This window comes from Sphingomonas montana (genome assembly GCF_001956315.1).
Taxonomy (GTDB): Bacteria; Pseudomonadota; Alphaproteobacteria; order Sphingomonadales; family Sphingomonadaceae; genus Sphingomonas_R; species Sphingomonas_R montana.
This window is the reverse complement of record NZ_KV887142.1, coordinates 23,092-48,988: the sequence shown is the minus strand read 5'-3', so window position 1 is coordinate 48,988 and position 25,897 is coordinate 23,092. Positions and strand designations below refer to the sequence as shown.

The 25,897-nt window shown below is 67.2% G+C and carries 23 protein-coding genes; 12 read left to right on the top strand and 11 right to left on the bottom strand.

All coding sequences use genetic code 11. From position 1 onward, the window contains the following. Positions 1-75: 75 nt before the first annotated feature. The 4 genes from BKY59_RS02900 to BKY59_RS02885 all read left to right on the top strand — a co-directional run bounded on the left by BKY59_RS02900 (position 76) and on the right by BKY59_RS02885 (position 3,137). Positions 76-270: a hypothetical protein gene (locus BKY59_RS02900; protein ID WP_076068703.1), complete on the top strand. Its 195-nt coding sequence runs from the start codon at positions 76-78 to the stop codon at positions 268-270. A gap of 133 nt (positions 271-403) precedes the next feature. After that, the gene (gene hrcA, locus BKY59_RS02895) at positions 404-1,447 is read left to right on the top strand and encodes a heat-inducible transcriptional repressor HrcA (RefSeq protein WP_076068600.1); all 1,044 of its coding nucleotides are present in this window, start codon (positions 404-406) and stop codon (positions 1,445-1,447) included. Next, complete coding sequence (gene grpE / locus BKY59_RS02890; protein ID WP_076068599.1) at positions 1,444-2,016, top strand: nucleotide exchange factor GrpE; 573 nt, start codon at positions 1,444-1,446, stop codon at positions 2,014-2,016. Before hrcA ends, grpE begins: the two co-directional genes overlap by 4 nt. A 149-nt stretch (positions 2,017-2,165) precedes the next feature. Beyond that, positions 2,166-3,137: a hypothetical protein gene (locus tag BKY59_RS02885; RefSeq protein WP_129586170.1), complete on the top strand. Its 972-nt coding sequence runs from the start codon at positions 2,166-2,168 to the stop codon at positions 3,135-3,137. Between the two features lie 203 nt (positions 3,138-3,340). Here the strand turns inward: BKY59_RS02885 and BKY59_RS02880 are convergent, their stop codons facing one another. The 4 genes from BKY59_RS02880 to BKY59_RS02865 form a co-directional block, all read right to left on the bottom strand. Further along, positions 3,341-3,748, bottom strand: a complete 408-nt coding sequence (locus tag BKY59_RS02880) for a hypothetical protein (protein ID WP_076068597.1) — start codon at positions 3,746-3,748, stop codon at positions 3,341-3,343. A gap of 509 nt (positions 3,749-4,257) precedes the next feature. Continuing rightward, a complete protein-coding gene (locus BKY59_RS02875) occupies positions 4,258-4,449 on the bottom strand; it encodes a hypothetical protein (protein ID WP_076068596.1) in 192 nt (63 codons plus the stop codon). A 159-nt stretch (positions 4,450-4,608) separates the two neighbouring features. Next, on the bottom strand, positions 4,609-5,061 hold the full coding sequence (locus BKY59_RS02870) for a vgr related protein (RefSeq protein WP_076068595.1): 453 nt from the start codon (positions 5,059-5,061) through the stop codon (positions 4,609-4,611). A gap of 69 nt (positions 5,062-5,130) precedes the next feature. Beyond that, complete coding sequence (locus tag BKY59_RS02865; RefSeq protein WP_129586169.1) at positions 5,131-5,646, bottom strand: copper chaperone PCu(A)C; 516 nt, start codon at positions 5,644-5,646, stop codon at positions 5,131-5,133. A 263-nt stretch (positions 5,647-5,909) separates the two neighbouring features. Between BKY59_RS02865 and dnaK the strand changes: the two genes are divergently transcribed. Next, on the top strand, positions 5,910-7,823 hold the full coding sequence (gene dnaK, locus BKY59_RS02860) for a molecular chaperone DnaK (RefSeq protein ID WP_076068593.1): 1,914 nt from the start codon (positions 5,910-5,912) through the stop codon (positions 7,821-7,823). A 164-nt stretch (positions 7,824-7,987) separates the two neighbouring features. Further along, positions 7,988-9,112, top strand: a complete 1,125-nt coding sequence (gene dnaJ, locus BKY59_RS02855) for a molecular chaperone DnaJ (RefSeq protein ID WP_076068592.1) — start codon at positions 7,988-7,990, stop codon at positions 9,110-9,112. 829 nt (positions 9,113-9,941) lie between these two features. Here dnaJ and purB read toward each other — a convergent pair. Next, the gene (gene purB / locus BKY59_RS02850) at positions 9,942-11,246 is read right to left on the bottom strand and encodes an adenylosuccinate lyase (protein ID WP_076068591.1); all 1,305 of its coding nucleotides are present in this window, start codon (positions 11,244-11,246) and stop codon (positions 9,942-9,944) included. A gap of 202 nt (positions 11,247-11,448) precedes the next feature. Between purB and BKY59_RS02845 the strand changes: the two genes are divergently transcribed. Further along, a complete protein-coding gene (locus tag BKY59_RS02845) occupies positions 11,449-12,447 on the top strand; it encodes an SDR family oxidoreductase (protein ID WP_076068590.1) in 999 nt (332 codons plus the stop codon). Between the two features lie 258 nt (positions 12,448-12,705). On the opposite strand, the gene BKY59_RS02840 is transcribed toward BKY59_RS02845, so the two are convergent. The 3 genes from BKY59_RS02840 to BKY59_RS02825 form a co-directional block, all read right to left on the bottom strand. Next, positions 12,706-15,189: a PhoX family protein gene (locus BKY59_RS02840; RefSeq protein WP_076068589.1), complete on the bottom strand. Its 2,484-nt coding sequence runs from the start codon at positions 15,187-15,189 to the stop codon at positions 12,706-12,708. A gap of 1,016 nt (positions 15,190-16,205) precedes the next feature. Beyond that, on the bottom strand, positions 16,206-17,531 hold the full coding sequence (locus BKY59_RS02830; RefSeq protein ID WP_076068588.1) for an APC family permease: 1,326 nt from the start codon (positions 17,529-17,531) through the stop codon (positions 16,206-16,208). A 172-nt stretch (positions 17,532-17,703) separates the two neighbouring features. Further along, positions 17,704-18,264, bottom strand: a complete 561-nt coding sequence (locus BKY59_RS02825) for an NMCC_0638 family (lipo)protein (RefSeq protein WP_076068587.1) — start codon at positions 18,262-18,264, stop codon at positions 17,704-17,706. Between the two features lie 210 nt (positions 18,265-18,474). On the opposite strand from BKY59_RS02825, the gene BKY59_RS02820 reads away from it, so the two are divergent. Together BKY59_RS02820 and BKY59_RS17990 are read left to right on the top strand one after the other, a co-directional pair. Then, a complete protein-coding gene (locus tag BKY59_RS02820; protein ID WP_076068701.1) occupies positions 18,475-19,716 on the top strand; it encodes a threonine synthase in 1,242 nt (413 codons plus the stop codon). 94 nt (positions 19,717-19,810) lie between these two features. Next, the gene (locus BKY59_RS17990; protein WP_076068586.1) at positions 19,811-20,344 is read left to right on the top strand and encodes a hypothetical protein; all 534 of its coding nucleotides are present in this window, start codon (positions 19,811-19,813) and stop codon (positions 20,342-20,344) included. Between the two features lie 199 nt (positions 20,345-20,543). On the opposite strand, the gene BKY59_RS02810 is transcribed toward BKY59_RS17990, so the two are convergent. The 3 genes from BKY59_RS02810 to BKY59_RS02800 form a co-directional block, all read right to left on the bottom strand. After that, entirely contained in the window at positions 20,544-20,783 is a 240-nt protein-coding gene (locus BKY59_RS02810; protein ID WP_076068585.1) for a hypothetical protein, read from the bottom strand. A 19-nt stretch (positions 20,784-20,802) separates the two neighbouring features. Next, entirely contained in the window at positions 20,803-21,096 is a 294-nt protein-coding gene (locus BKY59_RS02805) for a hypothetical protein (protein WP_129586168.1), read from the bottom strand. Positions 21,097-21,192: 96 nt separating this feature from the next. Continuing rightward, entirely contained in the window at positions 21,193-21,624 is a 432-nt protein-coding gene (locus BKY59_RS02800; RefSeq protein ID WP_076068700.1) for a DUF488 domain-containing protein, read from the bottom strand. A 303-nt stretch (positions 21,625-21,927) separates the two neighbouring features. Here BKY59_RS02800 and BKY59_RS02795 point away from each other — a divergent pair, with 303 nt between their 5' ends. The 3 genes from BKY59_RS02795 to BKY59_RS02785 all read left to right on the top strand — a co-directional run bounded on the left by BKY59_RS02795 (position 21,928) and on the right by BKY59_RS02785 (position 25,746). Then, positions 21,928-22,731 carry a Crp/Fnr family transcriptional regulator gene (locus tag BKY59_RS02795; RefSeq protein ID WP_165374788.1) on the top strand — a complete coding sequence of 268 codons (804 nt, stop codon included), beginning with the start codon at positions 21,928-21,930 and terminating at the stop codon, positions 22,729-22,731. Positions 22,732-22,797: 66 nt separating this feature from the next. After that, the gene (locus BKY59_RS02790; RefSeq protein ID WP_076068583.1) at positions 22,798-24,003 is read left to right on the top strand and encodes a phospholipase A; all 1,206 of its coding nucleotides are present in this window, start codon (positions 22,798-22,800) and stop codon (positions 24,001-24,003) included. 144 nt (positions 24,004-24,147) lie between these two features. After that, a complete protein-coding gene (locus BKY59_RS02785) occupies positions 24,148-25,746 on the top strand; it encodes an isocitrate lyase (RefSeq protein ID WP_076068582.1) in 1,599 nt (532 codons plus the stop codon). Positions 25,747-25,897 lie beyond the last annotated feature (151 nt).

Sequence of the window (25,897 nt, the reverse complement as noted above, 5' to 3'; positions counted from 1 at the left end):
TGATCCGCGCGATGTAGCGGCGCGACGGGATTGCCGCCAGCCCCGGCGGCCGCGTGGATGTTTGGAGATGATGCGATGAAGACGGCGTGGCGGATCGTGGGGGTGGCGGCAGTGCTGATCGGCGCGCTGTGGATATTGCAGGGGCTGGGCGTGGTGCGGTGGCCGGCGTCGAGCTTCATGCTGGACGCGCGACCCTGGGCGGTGCGCGGCGCTGTGATGGTGGCGATGGGGTGCATGGCGTTGTGGATGGGGGCGCGGGCGCGGGGTTAGGGTTTCGGGGCTAGGTTGCTCCCCTCTCCCTCCCACCGCCGAAGGGGCGGCGGGCCCCTCCTTCTCCCCAGAGGGGCAAGGGGTTTCGGGGGCCGGATTTGGACGCGCCGGAGTTAGTGATTACATGGGGGCCATGAACGGGACACCCATCACCGAACTGTCCGCCCGGGCGCGCGAGGTGTTTCGCGTGGTGGTGGAGGCGTATCTGGGCACCGGCGCGCCGGTGGGGTCGCGGACGATATCGAAGCTGGCGTCGCTCAACCTGTCGCCGGCGTCGATCCGCAACGTGATGCAGGACCTGGAGGAAGCGGGGCTGCTCGCCGCGCCGCATACCAGCGCGGGGCGGATGCCGACCGAAAGCGGCCTGCGGCTGTTCGTCGACGGGATGATGCAGGCGGCGTTGCCGTCGGCCGAGGAGCAGGCGGCGATCGAAGGGCGCGCGCGCGGCGGGGGGACGATCGAGGAGGCGCTGGTCGCGACGTCGGTGGCGTTGTCGGGCCTGTCGGCCTGTGCCGGGATCGTGCTGGTGCCGCGGCGGGAGCCGGTGCTGCGGCAATTCTCGTTCGTGCCGCTGAACGCGAGGCAGGCGATCGCGGTGCTGGTGGGCGGCGACGGAACGGTGGAGAACCGGGTGGTCGACCTGCCGCCCGGCATGCCGCCGTCCGCGCTGGCGGAAGCGGGCAACTACATGTCGACGCGGCTGGCGGGGCTGACGCTGTCCGATGCGCGCGGGCGGATGGAGGAGGAGATCGGGCGCGGGCGTGCGGCGCTGGACATGGCGGCGGCCGACCTGGTGGCGCGCGGGCTGGCGGTCTGGTCCGAGGACGGGGCGGCGCGGCCGGTGCTGATCGTGCGGGGCGCGGCCAACCTGATCGATGCGACCGCGGCGGCCGACCTGGAACGGGTGCGGCAGTTGCTGGACGAGATCGAGGGGAAGGAGGAGATCGCCCGGCTGCTCGACATGGCGCGCGGGGGGGCGGGGATGAAGATCTTCATCGGATCGGAGAACAAGCTGTTCTCGCTGTCCGGGTCGTCGGTGATCGCGGCGCCCTATCATGATGGCGACGGCCAGGTGGTCGGCGTGGTGGGGGTGATCGGACCAACTCGGTTGAACTATGCGCGGGTGGTCCCCATGGTGGATTTCACCGCACAAGCACTGACGAGATTGATGGCATGACCGATATGACGAACGACGGTACGAACGACGACGACCTGCGCGCCGAGACAGCGGGCGCCGCGCCCGAGCTGGCCGAGCATGACCGCCATGCGGCGCTGGAGGAAGAGGTTGCGCGCCTGAAGAACGAGGTGCTGTATGCGCAGGCCGACACGCAGAATGTCCGCCGGCGGCTGGAAAAGGACAAGGCCGACGCCACCGCCTATGCCGCGACGAGCTTTGCGCGCGACATGCTGTCGGTCGCCGACAATATGAGCCGTGCGCTGTCGGTGATCCCCGACGACATGCGCGGCGACGAGCGGCTGAAGGGCCTGCTGGTCGGAATCGAGGCGACGGGGCGCGAACTTGAGTCGGTGCTCAAGCGCCACGGCGTCGTGAAGATCGAGTCGCTGGGCGAGAAGCTGGATCCGAACAAGCATCAGGCGATGATCGAGATGCCGTCGGACAAGGCGCCGGGCACCGTGATCCAGGAAATGCAGGCAGGCTATATGCTGCGCGACCGGCTGCTGCGGCCGGCGATGGTCGGCGTGGCGAAGGCCCCTGACGGCGCGACGGTGGACGCGACGGCGTAAGCTACTTTAGGTTGCTATACGGTCCGGTTCGGCGTGAAATTCGATCCGGACCGGACAAATCTCAAGATAATGTCGCCGTTTCGGACATGGAACGGTATTTTTGAAGCGTCGCAATTCTTGCAGGATGCTCCCGTCAACAGGGGGGCATTATGAAGAGGAAGTATCGGGGGTTTTTCGCAGTTTTGCTGGCTTCGCCAGCGACGGCGCAGATGCCAACAGACGCAGCCCAGGAGATATGTGCCACATCCAGCGCGGCTCTTGCGAGCATAGGCGCGCGTTACGCATCCGATCAGGCTGCGCTCGAAAAGGAAGGTGCGGCCTTGGGCGGCGATGCAGACAAGGTGAAGATTTCGGGCATTGTTGATGTTTCGACGAAGAAGCGCCGGTTCGTTTTCGACATGCCGGGTGTGACGATGCAATCTCGACGGATGGCGCTCGACCTTCCGCAAACGACGGTCAACACGCGCAAGATGTCGTGGGACGAGCCGGTCACGGTGATGCGGCGTACCAAGACTGGGCAGAAACCAGAATTCACCTGCAAGGGATTTCTGAAGTGCAAGGTGAAGTGGACCGATATCTACATGGATCTGCCGACGATCGAAATGCGGCGGCGCGAAATCGCAATGGGTATACCTGAGTTCAAGATGAACCGGACGGACTTCAGGACTGACATTCCCGAGATAACCATGAAGCGCGTAAGTTGGGAGGTCGACATCCCAGAGATTACGTTGCGCAATCCGATGTTGGAAGCCGAGAAGCTCAAGGATCGTGGCGAAGCACTCGGGATGCAGGCGGATGCGCTGGCATCGCGCATCGAGGGTGATACCGCACAGAGTTCTGCCGATCTGTTCGGTTGCTATCGGGACGACATGCTGACGAAGCGGAGCGCGATTGCCGCGCAGTTCGATACGGCGATTCAGCAGATCGAGGCGGGGATCGGCGCGGTTGGAGGCGCGGGCGGCGACCCATCCAAAGTCGCTTCCGACACAGGGCCGATCGATCTGATCGCGCAACGCGGCATGCTCGTGAAACAACGAAGCGAGGCGTTAGCCGCCCTGGACGCTGCTCTTGCAGATCTCGAAGCCAGCCAGAAAAAGACCGTCGAAACCGTAATTTCCTGAACGCACATCAATTTCAGGAACTACTTTCGAACCGGTAGTAGCGTTTCGAAGAGGGCGATGCGCATCACCTACGGTTCGATTGTCCCCGTATTGCAGACGTCCTGCTTGTCCTGCTTCAACGCGCCTGGGCCGGAGGACTCCAAGTCTTGTCCGACTGAATAATTTCGATCCGTTGTCGCGATATCGGCTGCCTGAAAACCTTCCTAGCCTTGCAGCGCGGGGGTCAGGCGGCGGTTGAAGGTCGCGAGGTGGCGGACTGCCAGGGTCGCGGTGGCGCGTGGGACGAGGAGGGCGAGCGCGGCGGTGGCGGCGGCGGGGTTTTGCGGGACCAGTGCGGCAATGCCGAGCAGGACGGCTTCATCCTCCTCCACGCGGGCGTGGCAGGGACGCTGGAACGCGATCGGGGCGGCGTCCGCACCGTCGAGCAGCGTCATCGCGGCGTGGAGCGCGTCGGTCGCGCCAGCGCGGGCCGCGGCGGGGAGCCGGGCGGCGGCGGTGGCGGAACGGTCACGCCCGAGCGTGGCGGCGAGCGCCCAGTTGCGCATTGCATCGAGCAGGACGCGGTCGGCGGTCGGCAGCGCGGCGACGGGTCGGTCAAGATAGGCGTACATGGCGCTCCGGACGGCTCAATTGCGAATGATTGTCATTCCTAGCTTACTGGCGCGATCCGTCAAGATGCGAATGATTGTCATTCCGAGCTTAGTAGGTCGTGGCTTGTACGGGGACGTCGTGAGCGGCCGGATCGTGCGGCAATGATGCTGGTGAGGCGCAGCAGGGTTCTGCGCCGTTTCGCGAGGCCAGCCCGGGGGAGATGGCGCCAGTCTCGGCTCCGTTAAACTGGTCCCTTGACCGCGCTCGGGACGGACGGAGTGAGTCAAGTCCGCTTCCTATAGAGTGATGTTTCGCTCGTGCTCCGAAAGTTCCCCGGCGCAGGCCGGGGCCTCGACCCAGCCACTTCACCCAGGCCCCGGCCTGCGCCGGGGAACACAGCGTTTCGAGAGGGGCGGGCGCGTTGGGTTGGCGGCGGGCGGTTTGCCGCGCAGGAAAGCGATGTTCGGCACATACGAAAAAGGGCGCGGACCGTGGTCCGCACCCTCTTCATGTTCGACCGATCGACCGTTCAGGCGGCGACGGGTTCGAAATGACCGCACCAGTCGGAAGCCTCAACCTTCGGCCAGATGCCGGCTGCTTCGCCGCTCGGCTGGCTGATCGGCGGGTTGTAGCGGCACAGGCCCAGTTCGGCGCTGGTGTCGCCATCGTCGAAGAACTTGCACTTGGCGCAGGCAGCGGCTCCGGCGGTGGTGATGACCATGATGTTTCTCCGTACTTGGATTGTCTTGATGATGAAATTCTCTAGCCCACGAAAAGTTGCTTGTGAAGACAAACTATTCGTTGCGATTCACTCTCATGGATACTGATAATGGATCGCATTATCCGGGGTAACGATAATCATTTGCAAGTAAGCCGTAGATCAGCCGTGAAACGGCAGCAGGCTCTCATATTGTGCGAGCGGCGGGGCGCCGGGTACGGTGCGGCCTTGCCGGAGCAGCCAGGCGTGCCGAACGATCTCGGCCTGTTGTTCAAGCCCGTAGCGCGCGAGCGACCAGCCGGGGGTCAGGCGGTAATGGTAGCGGCAGAAGGGATGGCGGGCGAGCGGCAGCCAGATGCCGCGCTGATGCTGCCAGACATGCGTCATTTCGTGGACGAACAGTCCGCGCAGGCCGAGCGGAGCCATCGTATAGTCGTCGGCGTAGAGATCGCCCTGCGGATGGAGCCAGATATGGCCGTCGGGCGACATGGCGACGTTGCGCGGCTGGAAGGGGAACCATTTGGCGCGGTTGATGGTGACCGGGGCGGTGTCGACCGTCGCGCCGAAGATGGTATGGACGAGGTGCTGCTCGTTCTGGGTGAGGGCGCGGCGCATCTATCGGGTGTAACCGCGGACTTTGCGTTTGTGGAGAGGTTGCCCCCACCCCCCTGAAGGAGAGCGGCTTCAGGAGGGTCCGTACGGAGCGTCCTGGCCGGCGGCGATGGTTGGAGCGTCGGTCGCGACAGTGAAGCCGGACTGGAAGCGGACGAGGAGGCGGACCGGTTTGCCGGGGGCAAGGGTGGCGGGCAGGCCGAACAGCATGACGTGGTTGGCGCCCGGCGCGAACGTGGCAGTGGCGCCGGCGGCGATATCGACGCCGGGCAACGGGGCCATAGTCGCCATGCCGGCGTGCATGCCGGACGCGTGGATTTCAGCGCGCGACGCGTCGGGGCTGGTCACCGACACCAGCCGATCGGGGATGACTCCGTTTTCGATCTTGAAATAGGCGGCGGCCGGGTTGCCCCGCACCGCGGGCAGCCGGACATAGGCGTCGGTGACGGTCACCATCTTCTGCGGAGTGCCGCAACCGGCGAGCGCGAGCAGCAGGAGCGCCAGCGGCGCCCGGCCCGCGCGGTGGAGGCGGGCGAGCGGCATTGGGAGTCGGCGGGCCAGAACCCGGGTGGAGACGGCGGGCGGCATGGCGTTTCCTTGGCGGTTGGGAGCGCCCGGCCGGCCGGTCGTGCGACGCTCGTCGGGAATGACCGTGCCGGTGTGCAATCGGGGCCAGGCAACGCGCAACCCCGAAAAGGGGTCCGGCGGCAAATCGTCCCATGCTTGAAGGGCCGCGACACCCCCCTATATCCGGGATCACACCGGTTAACTCCGGGGTTTCGGCCGGGATCGCCAACCGGAGACGGGTGCGATACCGGCCGGTTCATCTTCGAGGGGCACAAGAGAGCATTATGGCAAAAGTCATCGGGATCGATCTGGGTACCACCAACAGCTGCGTCGCCGTGATGGAAGGCGGCAAGCCCAAGGTCATCGAGAATTCGGAAGGCGCGCGCACCACGCCGTCGATCGTCGCATTCGCCAAGGACGGCGAGCGGCTGATCGGCCAGCCGGCGAAGCGTCAGGCGGTCACGAACCCCGACAACACGATTTTCGCCGTGAAGCGCCTGATCGGGCGTCGGTTCGACGACCCGGTGACCAAGAAGGACACCGAGCTGGTCCCGTATCACATCGTGAAGGGCAGCAACGGCGACGCGTGGGTCAAGGCCGGCACGGAAGAATATAGCCCGTCGCAGATCAGCGCGTTCACGCTGCAGAAGATGAAGGAGACCGCCGAGTCCTATCTGGGCGAGACGGTGACGCAGGCGGTGATCACCGTGCCGGCATACTTCAACGATGCACAGCGCCAGGCGACCAAGGATGCAGGGCGCATCGCGGGCCTGGAAGTGCTGCGCATCATCAACGAGCCGACGGCGGCGGCGCTGGCGTACGGCCTTGAGAAGAACGACGGCAAGACGATCGCGGTCTACGATCTGGGCGGCGGCACGTTCGACATCTCCGTGCTGGAAATCGGCGACGGCGTGTTCGAGGTGAAGGCCACCAACGGCGACACGTTCCTGGGCGGTGAAGATTTCGACAGCAAGGTCGTCGAATATCTGGCTGAGGAGTTCAAGAAGGCCGAGGGCATCGACCTGACAAAGGACCGGCTGGCTCTGCAGCGGTTGAAGGAAGCGGCCGAGAAGGCGAAGATCGAGCTGTCGTCCACCGCGACGACCGAGGTCAACCTGCCGTTCATCACCGCCGACGCGACGGGTCCGAAGCATCTGGTCAAGACGATCACGCGATCGGACCTGGAGCGGCTGGTCGACGGGCTGGTGAAGCGCACGATCGAGCCGCTGCGCAAGGCGCTGGCCGATGCGGGCCTGAAGCCGGACGACATCGACGAGGTCGTGATGGTCGGCGGCATGACGCGCATGCCCAAGGTGCGCGAGGCCGTGAAGGCGTTCTTCGGCGGGAAGGAGCCGCATGTCGGCGTGAACCCGGACGAAGTCGTGGCGATGGGTGCCGCGATCCAGGCGGGCGTGCTGCAGGGTGATGTCAAGGACGTGCTGCTGCTCGACGTGACGCCGCTGTCGCTCGGCATCGAGACGCTGGGCGGCGTGTTCACGCGCATGATCGACCGCAACACGACGATCCCGACGAAGAAGTCGCAGACCTATTCGACGGCGGACGACAACCAGAATGCGGTCACCATCCGGGTCTTCCAGGGTGAGCGCGAGATGGCGGCGGACAACAAGATGCTCGGCCAGTTCGACCTGGTCGGCATTCCGCCGGCACCGCGTGGCGTGCCGCAGATCGAGGTCACGTTCGACATCGACGCCAACGGCATTGTGAATGTCAGCGCCAAGGATCGCGGCACCGGCAAGGAGCAGCAGATCAAGATCCAGGCATCGGGCGGTCTGAGCGATGGCGACATCGACCAGATGGTGAAGGATGCCGAGCAGTTCGCCGAGGACGACAAGAAGCGTCGTGCGGCGGCCGAGGCGAAGAACAACGCCGAGGGTCTGATCCATTCGACCGAGCAGCAACTGCGCGAGCATGGCGACAAGATCGACGCCGGGCTGAAGACCGAGATCGAGGCGGCAGTGGCCAAGGCCAAGACCGCGGTCGAGGGCGGCGATGCCGACGCGATGGCGGCCGAGGCGCAGGCCCTGGCGCAGGTCGCCATGAAGATGGGTCAGGCGATCTACGAAAAGGACCAGGCCGCGGCCGCAGCGCCCGGTGGCGAAGGCGGTGCGGAGACGGCGGCGAAGGACGACGATGTCGTCGACGCCGAATTCTCCGAGGTGGACGACAAGAAGGCGTAAGCGCCCGCTGGTCGGGTAATCCCCGCCCCACATGGGTCATCCCGGCGCCAGACTGGGATGACCATGGGGCGGGGGCTCATCTGGCCACAACGAGATCCCGGCGTCCGCCGGGATGACGGAAGGCGGGTGCGTCGAGCCCGCTTGTCAGAAGCCGAGTAAACGTCATGCCCGATACCGAATATTACGAGTTGCTGGAGGTCGAGAAGACCGCCGACGACAAGACGATCAAGTCGTCCTACCGGCGGCTCGCAATGATCTGCCACCCGGACAAGAACCCGGGTTGTGCCAAGAGCGAGGCGAAGTTCAAGGCGATCTCCGAGGCCTATGACTGCCTGAAGGATCCGCAGAAGCGCGCGGCCTATGATCGGTTCGGCAAGGCGGCGTTCCAGAACGGTGGGCCGGGTGCCGGCGGGCAGGATTTCGGGGGCGGTGGCTTTTCCGACATCTTCGAGAATATCTTCGGCGAATTCATGGGCGGCGGCCAGGGTCGTGGCGGGCAGCGTCAACAGCACCGCGGTGCCGACCTGCGTTACGACATGGAGATTGCGTTCGAGGATGCGTATCACGGCAAGGACGCGTCCGTCACGATCGAGGTCGCGACGCCATGCGAACCGTGCGACGGGACGGGTGCCAAGCCCGGTACCAAGGCGCGCGGATGCTCGACCTGCGCCGGTCACGGCAAGGTGCGCGCGCAGCAGGGCTTCTTCGTGGTGGAACGGGTGTGCCCGACGTGCCACGGCGCGGGCCAGGTGATAGAGGCGCCATGCGACGCGTGCCACGGCGAAGGCCGGGTCGACAAGCAGAAGACGATTTCGGTCAAGATCCCGCCGGGCGTGGACGAGGGTACGCGCATTCGCCTGACCGGCGAGGGAGAGGCCGGATCGCGGGGATCGCCGGCCGGCGACCTGTATATCTTCATTCATCTGGCACGGCACACGCTGTTCCAGCGCGAGGGCAACACGCTGTTCGCGCGGGTGCCGATCTCATTCACCACCGCGGCGCTGGGCGGGACGATCACCGTGCCCGGGCTGGACAAGGTGGCGCACGAGATCCGTATCCCGGTCGGCATCCAGTCGGGCAAGCAGATCAAGCAGCGCGGGGCGGGCATGCCGGTGCTGAACGGTCGCGGCTTCGGCGACATGGTCGTCGAGATCGAGGTCGAGACGCCGACCAAGCTGACCGCAAAGCAGAAGGACCTGCTGGAACAGTTCCGCGCGACCGAGACGGGTGCGGAGTGCCCGGCCAGCGAGGGGTTCTTCGGGAAGATCAAGCATATCTTCGGGGAGTGAGGTGCGCGGGGCTGTGGTGATGGTCGGGTTGGGCCGAACTGGTAGTTCGGCTTCATCCGGCCTAACCCCGAACTTTTACCGCGGCCTGAACTCCTGCGAGTACGTTTGTGCGGGCTCTATCGCGGCTATGGCGACGCGCTGATCGCGCGGCCGGTCGCGCGTTGTGTTGGTCGGACCTCCATTTTGCTCCGTTTGGTTCGAGCCTGTCGAGAACACAGCGCCCAGTTCTCGACAGGCTCGAACCAAACCGGCTGGGGTGTAGGGTCGCGAGGTCCTGGTGCCTTGGCCGCCTGTGACCGCTGTGAGATTCCGACTGTTACAGGATGATGTTTTCCGTGGACGTCCCGATCTTGGAAACCGGCTTTCTGGTTCGGCTGTCGCCGCTTAAATCTCGACGTTGCCGGCTGAGGTCCCCTGAGATCGAATTGCTACGAGCACGCGTCTCCAACTGGCATAGCGTCTGGACACAAAAAAGCGCCGCGAAAGCGGCGCTCTTGGGTGGGTTGCCCCGGTCGAGTGCGTCTGCGCCTTAGAGAGAGACGACGACGGCGACGGCAAGAGCCTGGGCAGCGATCGCAAGGACGGCGGTCGTGGCGGTTTCGAGGTAGGTCATGTCATGCTCCTTGGCCCCGGCGGAATGCTGCGGGCCGGCGCTCTCTAGCGCCTGAGTAGACATATGGGATTGTTGTTTAGCCGCGCAATTTTAATGCGTGAGCATGCGATTGTGTTTCTTGCACTTGTAAGTTTGTTTGGGACTGTGGTCGCAAAGGGCGCTCGCGCACCTCCCCTGCAAAGGCGGGGGAGGGCTTTGGAGATATCGGGTTAGGGGTCAGGCTTCACCGAACACGCGGGTGAAGATCGTGTCGACGTGGCGCAGGTGGTAGCCCAGATCGAAACGGCTCTCGATTTCCTCCGCGCTGAGCGCGGCGGCGACCTGCGGGTCCGCGAGCAACAAGTCCTTCAGCGACAATGCGCCGTCCGACTCCCACACCTTCATCGCGTTGCGCTGGACCAGCGTATAGGCGTCCTCGCGGCTGACGCCGGCTTGCGTGAGTGCAAGCAGGACGCGTTGCGAGTGGACGAGGCCGCCCATGCGGTCGAGATTCTTCTGCATGCGGACCGGATAGACGACGAGCTTGTCGATCACGCCGGTCAGCCGGGCGAGCGCGAAGTCGAGCGTGATGGTGGCGTCCGGGCCGATATAGCGTTCGACCGAGGAGTGACTGATGTCGCGTTCGTGCCAGAGTGCCACATTTTCGAGCGCCGGGGTGACATAGCCGCGGACCATGCGGGCGAGACCGGTGAGGTTCTCGGTCAGCACCGGGTTGCGCTTGTGCGGCATCGCCGACGATCCCTTCTGACCGGGCGAGAAATACTCTTCCGCCTCGAGCACCTCGGTCCGCTGGAGGTGGCGGATCTCGGTCGCGAGCCGCTCGATCGAGGAGGCGATGACGCCCAGCGTGGCGAAATACATGGCGTGGCGATCGCGCGGGATGACCTGCGTCGAGATCGGTTCGACGGTGAGGCCGAGCTTTTCGGCGACGTATGATTCCACGAACGGATCGATGTTGGCGAAGGTGCCGACCGCGCCGGAGATGGCGCAGGTCGCGATCTCCGCGCGTGCTGCCACGAGCCGCGCGCGGCAGCGGGCGAACTCGGCATAAGCGAGCGCGAGTTTCAGGCCGAAGGTGACGGGTTCGGCGTGGATGCCGTGGCTGCGCCCGATCGTGGGGGTGAGCTTGTGTTCGAACGCGCGAGTCTTCAGCGCGGCGAGCAGCGCGTCGAGATCGGCGAGCAGGATGTCGCTGGCGCGGGCGAGCTGGACCGACAGGCAGGTGTCGAGCACGTCGGACGAGGTCATGCCCTGGTGCATGAAACGCGCTTCCGGCCCGACATGTTCGGCGACGTTGGTCAGGAAGGCGATGACGTCGTGCTTGGTTTCGCGTTCGATCTCGTCGATGCGGTCGACTTCGAACGCGCCCTTGGCCCAGATCGCGGCGGCGGCTTCCTTGGGGACGACGCCCAGTTCGGCAAGCGCGTCTGTGGCGTGCGCCTCGATTTCGAACCAGATGCGGAAACGCTGTTCCGGCGTCCAGATGGCGACCATGTCGGGGCGCGAATAGCGGGGGATCATGTGCGGCGTCCTGGCTGATGATGTCTGGCGGGCGGGTAGCAGAGGCGGGCGGGGGCGTCCACGTAGGGGCGTGGTTCTTGATGTGGGTAAATCAAGGATGGTGGCGGCGATATCCGAAAGGTTTTGATGCGGCGATACAGCGGAACGCAAGTCGGCCGACGGGTGTTCTGCAATAAACGATCATCGTCGACAGGAATTCAGCATGACCGATACAGACGCAAGCCGCCGTACTTTCGTGACCGGTGCGGGCGTGGTTGCGGCCGCCGCCGCGGTTGCGCCCGTGCTGGCGCAGGCCCAGACGCCGAAGCCGGTCGAGTCCGCGACGACGCCGGCCGCCGCCGCATATCCGAAACCGCCGTTCCAGCCGCAGACGCAGCCCTGGCCGGGACTTGCGTCGAAGATGAACCCGCGGCCGGACCATGGCGAGCAGAGCTACAAGGGTTCGGGGCGGCTGGCGGGTAAGCGCGCGCTGATCACCGGCGGCGATAGCGGGATCGGCCGGGCGGCGGCGATCGCCTATGCGCGCGAGGGCGCGGATGTGGCGATCAACTATCTGCCGGCCGAGGAACCCGACGCGCGCGAGGTGGTGGCACTGATCCGTGCGGCAGGGCGCAAGGCGGTCGCGATCCCTGGCGATCTGCGCGACGAGGCGTTCTGCCAGAAGCTGGTGGCGCGGGCGACGCAGGAGCTGGGCGGGCTGGACATTCTGGTGAACAATGCCGCACGGCAGCAGACCAAGCCAGCGATCGCCGACATAAGCAGTGCCGATTTCGATGCCACGATGAAGACCAACGTCTATGCCCCGTTCTGGTTGACCAAGGCGGCGGTCGCGCGGATGGGCGCGGGCGGCGTGATCGTGAACACGTCTTCGGAACAGGCCGGCAATCCGTCGGAGGATCTGGTCGATTATGCACTGACCCGGGCGGCGGTGCTGAACTTCACCAAGTCGATGGCCAAGCAGCTGGCCCCGAAGGGGATCCGCGTCAACGCGGTGGCACCCGGACCGTTCTGGACCCCCTTGCAGGTAAGCGGGGGTGCGACGATGGAGAAGCTGGCAAGTTTCGGCAGCATGGCGCCGCTGGGTCGTCCGGGGCAGCCGGCCGAGATCGCCGGCCTGTACGTGGCGGCGGCGGATCCGGCGCTGAGCTATTCCACCGGGCAGATTTTCGGCGCGACGGGCGGGGACGGGCAGCCTGCCTGATCTTGGTCAAGTGCTGAGGTTTGGGGCGGGGGTGCACTGGGTGCGCCCCCGCTTTTTTGGTGTTTGCGTTGGGGGGTGTTGGTTCGATGCCTTGGTCGTTCCCCGACGGAAGCCGGGGCCTTGACACTGCCGTTTCACCTAGGCCCCGGCCTGCGCCGGGGAACCGCGCTCCTAAGGGGGCGCCAAGTGATTTGTTTCTATCTAGCCTAAGCTCTCCACCCCGGCCCTCCCCCCGGTGGGGGAAGGGAGAGCGTTGCCTTACAGGCCGACGAGGCCGCCGTCGTTCTTGGTGATAACGATCGTGGCCGAGCGGGGGCGGGCGGTGGCGGTGGTGCCGGCCTGCGAGGCGGGCCAGGCGCTGGTCGGGGCGGCGCCGGTGCCGCCTTCGCCCGGATGCTGGATGTTCACGAACAGCGCGCGACCGTCCGGCGTGCTGTCGACGCCGGTGATCTCGCATTCCTTCGGGCCGACCAGGAAGCGGCGGAGCGAGCCGCCGGGTGCCTTGCCGATGAAGGTCGACTGGCTGCGCGTGCCTTCGACCGCACCCAGGTTGACGATGGTGCGTTCGGCACCGTCGCCGACCGTACCGGGCAGGGCGGCCAGCATCATGCAGTTAGTCTGGTCGGTGAAGGCACCGTCGTCGGTCTGGATCCAGAGCAGCGGATTGACCTGGCCGGTCGGGTTGGTGGAGCGCGAGAACCACAGGCCGTCCGGGCTGGACAGATCGTTGGTGGCGTCGAGACCGGACAGGTTGATGTTGGTCGGGTTCAGATCGGACCCTGCGCCGAACAGGTAGATGTCCCAGCGGAAGCTGGTTGCCTCCGACGTGTCGCCGGCTTCGCGCAGGCGGATGATGTGGCCGTTGGGGTTGCCGCGCTGCGCCGCCGTGCCCTTCGGATCGTTATAGTAGCGCGGGTTGGCGGCATCGGTGTTGGCCAGCGTGCGCGAACTGTTGTTGGTCAGCGTCAGATACATCTCGCCCGTTGCCGGGTTGACCGCGGTCCATTCGGGACGGTCCATCTTGGTGGCGCCCAGCGCGTCGCCGGCCAGGCGGGCATTGGCGAGCACGTCCGCCTGATCCGCGAAGGGGTAGAGCGGGTTCGACGCGTTCAGACCGTTTTCGTTGAAGCGCAGCGGCAGCCAGGTGCCGGCCCCGGTCGCATCGAAGCGCGCGACGTAGAGCGTGCCGCGGTCGAGATATTTGTCGCCGGTCGCCAGCCGGTCCGTCGGGGTCGCATCGGCGGCGACCCAGGGGGTGTCGGAGACGAACTTGTAGAGATATTCGTTCTGCGCGTCGTCGCCCATGTAGAAGGCGGGGCGACGACCCACGACCGGCACCGACGGCCAGCAGCCTTCATGGTTCATGCGGCCAAGCGCCGTGCGCTTGCGCGGCACGGAGGTGGGCACATAGGGATCGATTTCGACGACCCAGCCGAACTGGTTGGCTTCGTTCCGGAAATCGCCGGTGCCGTCGGCCGCCGTGCCGGCCTGCACGTTGATGTTCCAGCGGCGGTAAAGCGTGTTGGCGCTGTCGGTCGGGGTCACCGTGCTCCAGCGGTTGTTGCCGGGGCGGTTGGTGGTGACGGCGATGCCGTAGCGGTTGAGCGAGATGACGTCCTTGGCCGTGCGAGCGGCGTTGTCGGTGGTGTCGCGGCGGAAATAGCCGGCCCAATTCTCCTCGCACGTCGAATAGGTGCCCCAGGGCATCAGGCCGTTGGCGCAGTTGTTGATCGTGCCGCGGCCCTGCGTCCCGTCCGTCGAGAAGCTGGTGCGGAGCAGCGCGGAACCGCGGGCCGGGCCGTTGAACTGCATCGGGGTAAGCGGCGTGATGCGGCGGTTGAGCGGCGAGTTCTGGACGTAGGACCAGGCCGCGGTGGCGCCACGGGTGACCTCCACGACGCTGACGCCGTGGCACTCCATTTCCTTCAGCGCCTCCGCTTCCGGACGCGCGTTGTTGACCAGCGTCTGGCCGGCCGGATGGAGATAGGCGGCGGTGATGTTCTCATGGTTCATGACCAGCAGGCCGCGCGCGCTGTTCGTGGCGTCGGGCGTGTTGGCACCGGTCAGCAGGCCGAAATAGGACATGCCGTCATGATGATCGCCCGCGCGGGCGGAAAAGCCGCTGTCGGTGCCGTCATTGGCGTAGGCGGAGGTCGAGGCGGTGATCGGGTCGCCCAACCGGTAGAGGACGGTGACGGTGTAGCCCGCGGGCACGGCGACGACATCGGCCAGCGATTTCGGCACGGCGGTGAAATCGAGCGTGGCGGGGGCCACCGTGATCGTGCTGTCCGCGGTGGCGGTCAGGCCGAAATTGTCGGTGGCGGTGACGCGGAACACCAGCGGCGTCGCGGCGGCGACGGCAGGGGCGATGAACGTGGCGGTAGGCGTGCCGGCGTTGGTGAGCACGACCGACGGCCCGGACACCTGCGTCCAGACGGTGCCGGCGATGCTGCCGCCCGGATCGGCGGCGGTGGAGGTCATCGTGACCAGCTTGCCCGAGGTGGTGGCCGCATTCTGGCCGGCTGTGACGGTGGGGGCCGCGTTGCCTTCCGCATCCGAACCGCAGCCGCTGAGCAGCGTGGTGCCGAACGCGGCCAGCGTCATGGCCGAGACGCCGCCGAACATCGTCTGGCGACGCGAGTAGCGCGCATCGACGATGGCACCCAGCGTCGGGCCATCGGAGCGGTTCGTGTCGATATCGCCGTCGGTATAGGCGTCGTCGAAAGTCAGGAGATCGTGCATCGGAAATTGGCCCCACCGGAAAGTTCCAGTTTCGGCTAGGGAAATCATGCGGCAGTCGCATGCGATTTGTCTGACCGTTTGATGACAACGGGCGTGGGTAAAGGCGTGGTAGTCGGCGCGGCCGTCAGGGTTGCCGGCCGGTAAACGAGATGCGGATCCGGACCCATGCACCGACCAGCGTCTTGCCGCCGACCCGGGGCGGGCGGACCCGGAATTGCCACGCGGCCTGTCGCATCGAACCGCCGAGGCCAAGACCGGACGGGGACTGCCCAAGTTCCTGGCACTGGTCGACGCGGAAGCCCGGCAGCGTGCGGCAGGCGATTTCCGCCCAGGCCCCCGATGGAGCGCCGCGCGGCAGATAATAGGCCAGTTCGGCGTTGGTGGGTTCGCGGACCCATTCGGCATTGTAGAGCTGTTCCCCGCCCGGTCCGGTGCCGGCGCCGCGCGTGTCCCCGCGGCCGCTGCCGGACCCGGTGCTGCCGGTTCCGGTTTCGCCCCCGCCGGTGGCCGCGGTGGGCGCGCGCGGCATGCGGGCGATATCGGCGGCAGCAAAATCCTCGCGACTGAGCGGGATGATGTCGAGCGGGGGGACGGGGGCGGGCGTCGGGACGGGCGTCGTGGCCGGCCGGGGGGCGGGGGGCTGTGTTGGCTGGGGCGCGGTGCGGGCGGCACGCGGNCGGGCGTCGTGGCCGGCCGGGGGGCGGGGGGCTGTGTTGGCTGGGGCGCGGTGCGGGCGGCACGCGGCGGCGGCGATCCGCCGCCGGCGGGCGCGGCCTTGGCCGGCGTGACGGTAGGCTCGGGATCGGCCGCCGCCAGATCGAACACGATCGGTGCGGTGCGCGGCACCGACGGCGCGGCGGTGAACACCGCGAGCCGCAACAGCATGAAGATGATGAGCGCCGGGATCGCGCAGGCCAGCACGAAGGCAAGCGCGCGGCGGCGTTTCGACACGAAATGCGGATCCGATGCGGAGCCATGCGCGAAGGTGGGGAGCGCCGGTGGCATCGCCGGATCGCCTAGCCGGTGGCGTCGCGCGCGGCAACCGGCCTGCGCAGCAGATGGGCGGCGACCCCGACCAGGATCGTGGCCGCAGTGGCCGCGAACTGCAACGGTGCCGCCAGCGCGGCGAGCAGTCCGCAGGCCAGCGTGCCGGCGACGAACAGCGCGGGTGCGAGCGGATAGGCGCGGCTGGCGGGACGTTCGCCGGTGCGGACATGACGCACGAACAGCGTCGACACCGCGAACGCGGCGCTGAGCGACAGCGCGAAGCCGAGATAGGACAGCAGGTCACGCAGCGAGGCGATGCCGGTGGCGACGACCGCGAGCGCCACCTGGAACAGGATCGCTGCGCGGGGTGGTGCCGCCGCGCCGCCGGCCAGCCAGCGCGGCAGCACGCCGTCGCGCGCCATCTGCGCATAGACGCGCGGACCGGCGAGCAGCATCGACAGGATTGCGGTAGCGAGCGAGACGAGGATCAGCGCCGCCACCGCATGGCGGGCGGGCGGGCCACCCAGCGCGAACGCGGCGCGGCCGGCGATGTCGGCCTGACCCGCGATGGCGGCATAGGGCGCGGCGTAGAGGAAGGCGAAGTTGGTCGCCAGATACAGCAGTAGCGTGAGCGCGGTGCCGATCAGGATCGCGCGTGGCACGGAGCGGGCGGGGTCGCGCGCCTCGCCCGCCACATAGATGGCGGCGTTGAACCCGGAATAGCTGAGCGAGATCCAGACCAGCGCGTCGCCGAACGCGGTCAGGCGGAAGGGCGGCGGTGCGGGGGCCGGCGGGACCGGCACGGGGCGCGCGCCGATCAGCGTTGCGGCCCAGACGCAGAAGGCGGTAAGCGCGACAAGCTTCACGACCACCATGACGGTGTTGAGCGCCGCGCCCGCGCCGGTGCGCGCAAGGTGGACGAGGCCGGCCGCGACGATCACGGCGGCGCCGATCGCCTGCGACGGCATGGCCGCCAGCGCCGGAACCGCGGCGCGGGCATAGACGCCGAAGGTGGCGGCCGCAAACGCGATCGCCCCGGTGAACCCGGCGAGCAGCGAGACATAGCCGGCGATGCTGCCCGCGACGGGATGGATTTCGCGCCGCAGGTAGAGATATTCGCCGCCCGATTGCGTCAGCCGCCGCGCCAGCATGGCGTAGCTGGCCGCGCCACACAGCGCGAGCAACCCGGCGACCGCCCAGCCCGCCATCACCAGCCCGCGCGACCCGAGCGCACCGAGCGACAGGCCCGAGGTGGTGTAGACCCCCGCGCCGATCATGTCGCCGACGACGAGCGCGACCAGCGTCCACAGGCCAAGGCCCGCGCTGCGGCCGGAGGGGGGCGGGGCCGGGGCCATGGCGCCTGATACGGCCGTTCGGGTGACGGGTCGATGGGAATGCTTGGGGGAGGGTATGTCGCGGGTTGCGGCCGGCGGGATCGGCCGGAACTTGACCTGACGTCCGCTGCGTTCCCCGCAGCAGCGTTCTGCCCTACGTCAGTAGGAAAGGGGCGGGAGCGGCGCGCCGTGGTTATTTCGCCATCTCCTCCGGTGGTGCGAATTGATGAACGAAGCGCAGTGACACGCCTGTGTCACCCGCTGCACGCCTTTTCGGGTCGGTGATGTGCTGGTCGAATATGAAGAGTGATTCGGTGCGCTTGTCCGGCAGCGTGCGTTGTTCGCCGACGGCATGGATGTGGATATCGCCCTGGTCGCCCTCCATCGGGGTGATCGGCGTGTAGCCACCCGTTCGGCTCTGATAGGCTTTGGCGATGGTGCGATAGGCGCTGAGATCGCCGATCGAAGGCGTATTCCAGCGCACGGAACAAGCATGGAAAGGCGGGAACTCGATCCACACCGTCGCGCCACCGTCGTGGACGTCCCAGCCGCGTGCCGGATCATCGCGCATCGTTACCTTTACCTCGTCCGGAGTAAGCTCCCGCGCATTGCGGGCCTTCATGAGCGCCACGACGGCGGCGTCGTCCGGAAAGGTCCTGAGGCAGACCTGATCGTACAACGTCGTCATCCGGGCCTGGCGCTGATCCGCCTCGGATGGACTTGCGCCCGCGATGAGCGCCAACAGCAACACCATCGCCCTTCTCCCCCGATCGAGAGCTTCGGTCACTCGATGCGTGTTGTCCAGCACCGGCCGCGGTTGCCGTGATGGGTGATATTATCGTTCCGCCACGAACTGCGTAACCCGGGCGCAGACCGGGATGACGTGAGCGGTCGGGATACGTACGATGCGACCGGGAAGGGTTCGGGGCGTTACTCGGCCGACCGTAGCGACGAGGAATCCAGCATGCGCCATGACGACAACCTGACCACCGATCGGCCGACGTTCGTGACGCATCTGGAATGTTCGATGACCGGCGAGCGGTTCGAGGCGGACCGGTTGCACGGCCTGTCGAACGTCGGGCGGCCGTTGCTGGTGCGGTACGATCTGGACGGCGTGCGGGGGGCGATGACGCAGGCCGGACTAGCCGCGCGGCCGGCGGACCTGTGGCGGTATCGCGAGCTGCTGCCGGTGCGCGAGACGCGGGACATCGTGAGCCTGGGCGAGACGATGACGCCGATCGTACCGTTGCCCACGGTGGCGCGCGCGCTGGGCGCGGCGGAGTTGCTGGTGAAGGACGAGGGGCGGTTGCCGACCGGATCGTTCAAGGCGCGCGGGCTGGTGATGGCGATCAGCATGGCCAAGGCGCTGGGCGTGAAGACGATCGCGATGCCGACCAACGGCAATGCGGGGGCCGCGGCGGCGGCCTATGCATCGCGGATCGGCATGGAGGCGGTGATCTTCTGCCCCGCCGATACGCCGGAGATCAACGTGCGCGAGATCGCGGCGCAGGGGGCGCGGGTGTACCGCGTCGACGGGCTGATCGACGATTGCGGAAAGCTTGTCGGGCAGGGGGCGAAGGAGCGCGGCTGGTTCGACCTGTCCACGCTGAAGGAGCCGTACCGGATCGAGGGCAAGAAGACGATGGGGCTGGAGCTGGCCGAACAGCTCGACTGGACGCTGCCGGACGTCATCTTCTACCCGACCGGCGGCGGGACCGGGCTGATCGGCATGTGGAAGGCGTTCGACGAACTGGAGGCGATCGGCTTCATCGGGCCGGAGCGGCCGCGGATGGTGGCGGTGCAGGCCGAAGGCTGTGCGCCGATCGTGAAGGCGTGGGAGGAAGGCGCGCGTCATGCGACGCGGTGGGAGGGATCGCACACGATCGCGATGGGCATCCGCGTGCCGCAGGCGGTGGGCGACTTCCTGATCCTGGATGCGGTGCGGGCGAGCAACGGGTTCGGCATCACCGTGTCGGACGAGGAAATCCTGACGGCGGTCGACCGGGTCGGGCGCGAGGAGGGGTTGCTGCTCTGCCCCGAGGGCGGTGCGACGCTGGCGGCATATATAAAGGCGCGCGCCGACGGGCGGGTGCGGGCGGACGAACGGGTGTTGCTGTTCAATTGCGCGACGGGCCTGAAATATCCGATGCCGGACCTGTCGCGCACGATCGCGAAGGCGGGGCCGATCGACTGGGCGTCGTTGTAGGACCTCGTCGTTCCCCGGCGGAGGAGGTCGGGCCGAGGTGAAACAGTTGCGCCTGGGCCCGGCCTGCGCCGGGGGGCGTGGAGGTGGTGCGGACATGGCGAAGCTGAAGGTCTATCGGACCGCGATCGGGTTCGACGATGCCTATGTCGCGGCGCCCAGCAAGAAGGCGGCGCTGGCGGCGTGGGGCAGCACGCGCGACCTGTTCGCGCGCGGGATGGCGGAGTTGGTGGACGATCCCGCGCTGTGTGCGGCGCCGCTGGCCGATCCCGGGACGGTGGTGCGCCGGTCGCGCGGTACGCGGGACGAGCAGATCGCGGCATTGCCGAAGACGAAGGCAAGCCGGGCGCGGCCAGCGGATGCGGAGGACGACGCGGCCCCGCGGGTCGCGAAGCGCAAGGCGGCCAAGCCCCCGCCGGACCGCGGAGCGCTGGACAAGGCGGAAGCGGCATTCGCGGCGACGGAGAGCGCCCACGCGGTGGCGGCCGAGGCGTTGCAGACGAAGATCCGCACGCTGGAGGCCCAGTATCGCGCGTTGCGGAAACGCCAGGCGACCGAGCTTGCCGCGTTGGAGGAAGTTCGGGCGGCCGCCGATGCGGCGTATAGAGAGGCCGTGGCGCGGGCCGGGTGAGTACGTCTGCCGGAAATTCGTCGTCCTTGATCGGGACCGTCCGTCGTTCCGGGACAGGCCGGGGCCGGGATCTCCCTTTGGCTGGGGGTGTGCGCCTTACCGGCGGGAGATCCCGGCTTTCACCGGGATGACGGTTTGGGGTTAAGCTGACCGGGGTGGAATCGGGCGTCGGCTTTGCGTCGGGTCGATCCGGCGCGCGTCAGGAGGCGCGCGCGCTGTCGATCATGCGCTGGGCGATGCGGCGGACGGCGGCGTCGTCCTTGGTGTCGTCCTTGGCATGGTCGCCGAGATGATCGAGGCTGGCTTCGATCGTGTCGAGCAGGCCAGGATGGGCGGCCTCCACATATTGCAGCATCTTGAACACGACATGTTCGGTCGCGATTTCGCGCTGGCGGGCCTCGACGATCGGGTCGGTCGGATGCGTGTCGGTATCGGGCATAGGGGTGTCCTTCGGAAGGTCAGCGGGTAGGGTTTGAATCGTCGGTGTGGACCCAGGCGGCGGGATCGTCGAGCGGGCGGCCGGTGGGGGGCGGGACGTCGCCTTCCTCGTCCGCACCGAACCATTTGTTGGCGCCGTGACCGGCATCCTGCACCGGAACCGCGCTGTCGCGGGCGAGCGCGGTCGGCAGGATCGCGTCGATATCGGCCTCCGTCCGGCCGAGCCGGCGGGCAATCTGTTCGGTGGTGCCGCCGCCCTCGACCATGCTGTGGATCAGGTCCAGGTCCATCCGGGTCCATTCGGGTTCGGTCATGGTCGCTTCCTCAACTGTGGCGAATTCGGGCGGTGCGGGTGCGGATTCGGGGGTCTCAACGCGCCGGGCCGGCATCGTCTCCATCGTGGCGGCGGATCAAACGAACAGGTCAACGACGTCCGCATGCGGCGCGGTACGGGCAATGAGGATCGAACGGTGGCAGCCCTTCGGATCGCGTTCGAAGCAGAGCAGCGCGGACGGCCGCGCGGCGGCTTCCTCCAGCATCTGCGCGGCGGCGACCATCGCCTCGGGCAGTTCGAGCTGGCCGGCATAGACGCGTTCGAGGACATCGTGGCGGCCCTTGCGCGCGGCTTCGCGTCCTTCGGGTGGCGTGCCGAGCGCCTTCAGCAGCAGGTAGCCGATGCCGGCCTCCTTCAATCCCGCAGCCAGCACGTTCTTGGAGAAGCCCGGGCGGCGGGAGAGCGGGACGGCACGGACGTCGATCAGCGTTTCGACACCGGCGGCGGTGAGGGTCGCGACCAGTTCGGCCTGGGTCGCGCCTTCATAGCCGATCGTCCAGATGCGCAGGGCGGAGGGCTTGGTCGGGTCGGTCACGGAGGGAGGACGCGCGGTTCCGTGAAAAGGTCCGGGATGACCGGCCACGTTGCCCCCCACCCCTATCCCCCCTGAAGAGGAAGGGGCTTTTCTGTGCCGTTTTGCTCGATGAGCGTGACGGGGGTAGGGAGACGAGGGCAACGTGGGCGGTCGTGAGGTGGGTCGGGCTGGCCGTGATGCGTTCCGGCCATGGTCGTGGCCGTGCCAAGCCGTTGGTCGTATGGATCGCGACGGACGGAGGCTGGCGCGCGGTCGCGATGCTGCCTAGACCGGGCCATGGCCCAACCTGTATCGACCGCCGAACTGCCCCGCGGGGCCGCCCCGGACGGCATGCAGCCGGGCACGCGGCCGGTGCCGATCACGCAGGCGGGAACACGCAACGCATTGCTGCGGTCGCTGTCGCCCGCCGACTTCGCGCTGTTGCAGCCGCATCTTGAACGGGTGCCGCTGGTGGTGAACGCGACGCTGGCGCAAGTCGGCCAGCCGATCGAGACGGTGTGTTTCCTGGAAGGCGCGATCGCCGGGTTCCTGGACGTGCTGGACGACGGACGGCAGCTGGCCGTCGGGCTCGTCGGTCGCGAGGGGTTCGTCGGCTGGCCGTTGCTGATGGGGGGCGACCGCTGGCAGCATGAGGTGACGGTGCGCGCGGAGAACAGCACCGCGATCCGGATCGGTGCGGAACCGATGCTGCGCGCGGTGGCGGACAGTGCGACGCTGCGCGGGCTGATGCTGCGTTTTGCTGGCAATTTCATGCTGCAGATGAGCCGCACGATCGTATCGAACCTGATCCATCCGGTGGAACGGCGGACGGCGCGCTGGCTGCTGCTGTATCATGACAGGATCGCCGGGGACGAGATCGTGCTGACGCATGAGGAGTTGAGCATCATGCTGGGCGTGCGGCGGGCGAGCGTGACGGACGCGCTGCACATGCTGGAGGGCGACCATGCGATCCGCGGCCTGCGCGGGCGGGTGGTGATCGCCGACCGGGCGCGGCTGGAGGCGATGGCGGGCGAAACCTATGGCTATGCCGAGGCGGAATATCGCCGGCTGGTCGCGCCGATGGACCGTGCGGAACGGTGATGCGCGATCGGGGGCGGCGGTGCGAACGGGCTGGTCGATCGGGCGCGATCGGCCCATAGCGCCCGCATGATGCTCCAGTCGTTCCGCCTGCTGTCCCTCCTTCTGCTCGCGGCCGCGCCGGTCGCGGTGACCGCACAGTCGCAGCCGCAGCGGATCGTGAGTGCAGTGATGCCGGGTGCGGACGCGGGCAGCCGGATCGTCGAGATCACGGTGCTGGACGGCACGGCACGCCTGCCCGAACGGATCGGGGCGGAGCTGATCCGCGGCGGCGCGCGGCAGGCGGTGACGCTGGTGCGTGCCGGCGCGGATACGGAGACAGGTGGGCCGGCAGGCGGGCGCGGCTATGTGCAGGCGCGCTACCGGCTTGCCCTGCCGGTCGATACGATGGGCGCGGGCGTGGCGACGCTGGCGCTGGAACCCGGCAGCGTCGGCGGATACGCGTTCGCGGTGAACGCCGCCGCGACGGCGCCCGCATCGTCGGCACAGGCGCTGGCGGCCCCGGTGATCGTCGCCGACGCGGTCGAGGCGCCGTCCGCCAAGCCGGAGACCGGCAACGCCTTCCTGGGCAATCTGTCGACCTATGGCCCGATCTACGGCGTGTACGGGCCGGGGACGAACACCGACGCGCGTATCCAGATCGGGTTCAAATATCAGCTGTTCGGCGCGGCGGGCGCGGTGGGCGGGGACGCCCCGGCGGAGAACGGCCTGCATTTCGGCTATACCCAGCGGCTGTTCTGGAACCTGGGCAAGAAATCGTCCCCGTTCCGCAACGTCGAATATCGGCCCGAACTGTTCTACCTAGTGCCGGCCGCGGCGGTCACCGACCGGATCGTCCTGGGCGGGCAGGCGGGGATCCGCCACGAATCGAACGGTCGCGACGGACTCGACTCGCGGTCGATCAACACGGTCTACGTCCAGCCGCAGGCCACGACGCGGATCGGCGACATGGTGGTGACGGTGGGGCCGCGTGCCTGGTTCTACGTCGGCAGCCTGGAAGACAATCCGCAGATCAAGCGGTATCGCGGCAATACGGGCCTGTTCGCCGAGGTCGGCCAGGTCGACGGCTGGCGGCTGAGCACGACGACGAACGTCGCGTTCCAGTCCGGCCGGGCGTCGATCGACGCGCTGCTGTCCTACCCGCTCGCCCGGATCGTGGCGAGCGACCTGAACCTCTATGTCTTCGGGCAGGCGTTCGCCGGTTATGGCGAGAACCTGCTCGACTATACCAAGCGGCAGACGCGGGTGCGGATCGGCGTCGGGTTCGTCCGCTGATCGGGTTGTCATAATCATGACGGAATGACAGGCTGGGATCCGTGACGCGTACCTGACGACCGCAGGACGCTCGAAAACCCGTCCCTTAACCTGTGGGAGCTGCATACAAGGATCGGCATAACAACCGATCATGAGGATGCCGCAATGCCTTACCAGACCGATATCGCCGACATGGACCGGCGGATCGCCGCGCAGGGCGGCAGCTGGGACGGGATCGATGGGGAGGCGGTTGCGCGCATGCGGACGCAGAACCGGTTCAGGACCGGGCTGGACATCGCGCGCTACACCGCCGGGATCATGCGGCGCGACATGGCCGCCTATGATGCCGATCCGACCGCCTACACCCAGTCGCTGGGCTGCTGGCACGGGTTCATCGGGCAGCAGAAGATGATCGCCATCAAGAAACATTTCGGGTCGACCGAGCGGCGTTATTTGTACCTGTCCGGCTGGATGATCGCGGCGCTGCGGTCCGAATTCGGACCGTTGCCGGACCAGTCGATGCACGAGAAGACCAGCGTGCCGGCGTTGATCGCGGAACTCTACACCTTTTTGCGGCAGGCCGATGCGCGCGAACTGGGCATGCTGTTCCGCGACGTGGATGCGGCGCGCGCGGCGGGCGACCAACTGCGCGAGAAGCAGGTGCTGGCGGCGATCGAGAACCATCAGACGCATGTGGTGCCGATCATCGCCGACATCGATGCGGGCTTCGGCAATGCGGAGGCGACGTATCTGCTGGCGCGCAAGATGATCGAGGCCGGGGCCTGCGCGCTGCAGATCGAGAACCAGGTGAGCGACGAGAAGCAGTGCGGCCATCAGGACGGCAAGGTGACCGTGCCGCACGAGGATTTCCTGGCGAAGGTCCGGGCCTGCCGTTACGCCTTTCTGGAACTGGGTGTGGAGGACGGGATCATCGTCACCCGCACGGACTCGCTGGGCGCCGGCCTGACCAAGCAGATCGCGATCAGCCATGCACCGGGCGACCTGGGGGACCAGTATAACAGTTTCCTGGACTGCGAACCGGTGACCGCGGAGACGAGCCGCAGCGGCGACGTGCTGATCAACCGCGACGGCCGGCTGATGCGGCCGAAGCGGCTGGCGAGCAACCTGTACCAGTTCCGCGCCGGGACCGGCGAGGACCGCTGCGTGCTGGATTGCATCACGTCGTTGCAGCACGGCGCCGACCTGTTGTGGATCGAGACGGAGAAGCCGCACATCGAACAGATCGCCGGAATGGTCGACCGGATCCGCGCGGTCGTGCCGGACGCCAAGCTGGTCTACAACAACTCGCCGTCGTTCAACTGGACGCTGAACTTCCGCCAGCAGGTGTATGACAACTGGACGGCGGAAGGCCGCGACATGGCGGCGTATGACAGGGGGCGGCTGATGAGCGTCGATTATGACGGAACGCCGCTGGGCGACGAGGCGGACGAGCGGATCCGGACATTCCAGGCGGACAGCGCGAAGCGGGCGGGGATATTCCACCACCTCATCACGCTGCCGACCTATCATACCGCGGCGCTGTCGACCGACAATCTGGCCAAGGAGTATTTCGGCGCGGCGGGTATGCTCGGCTATGTCAAGGGCGTGCAGCGGCGCGAGATCCGCGAGGGGATCGCCTGCGTGAAGCATCAGAACATGTCCGGGTCCGACATCGGCGACGACCACAAGGAATATTTCGCGGGCGAGGCGGCGCTGAAGGCGGGCGGCGCGGACAACACGATGAACCAGTTCGCGGCGGCCTGAGGGGGACTCGCTTACCGGGACGGCGTATCGCGCTGACCCAATCACCGTCATCCTGACGGACGTCAGGATCCATTATCACTACGCGCGGACAGGGTTCGGACGGAGTGATAATGGATCCCAGCGTCCGCTGGGACGACGGTCTTTTGGGTAC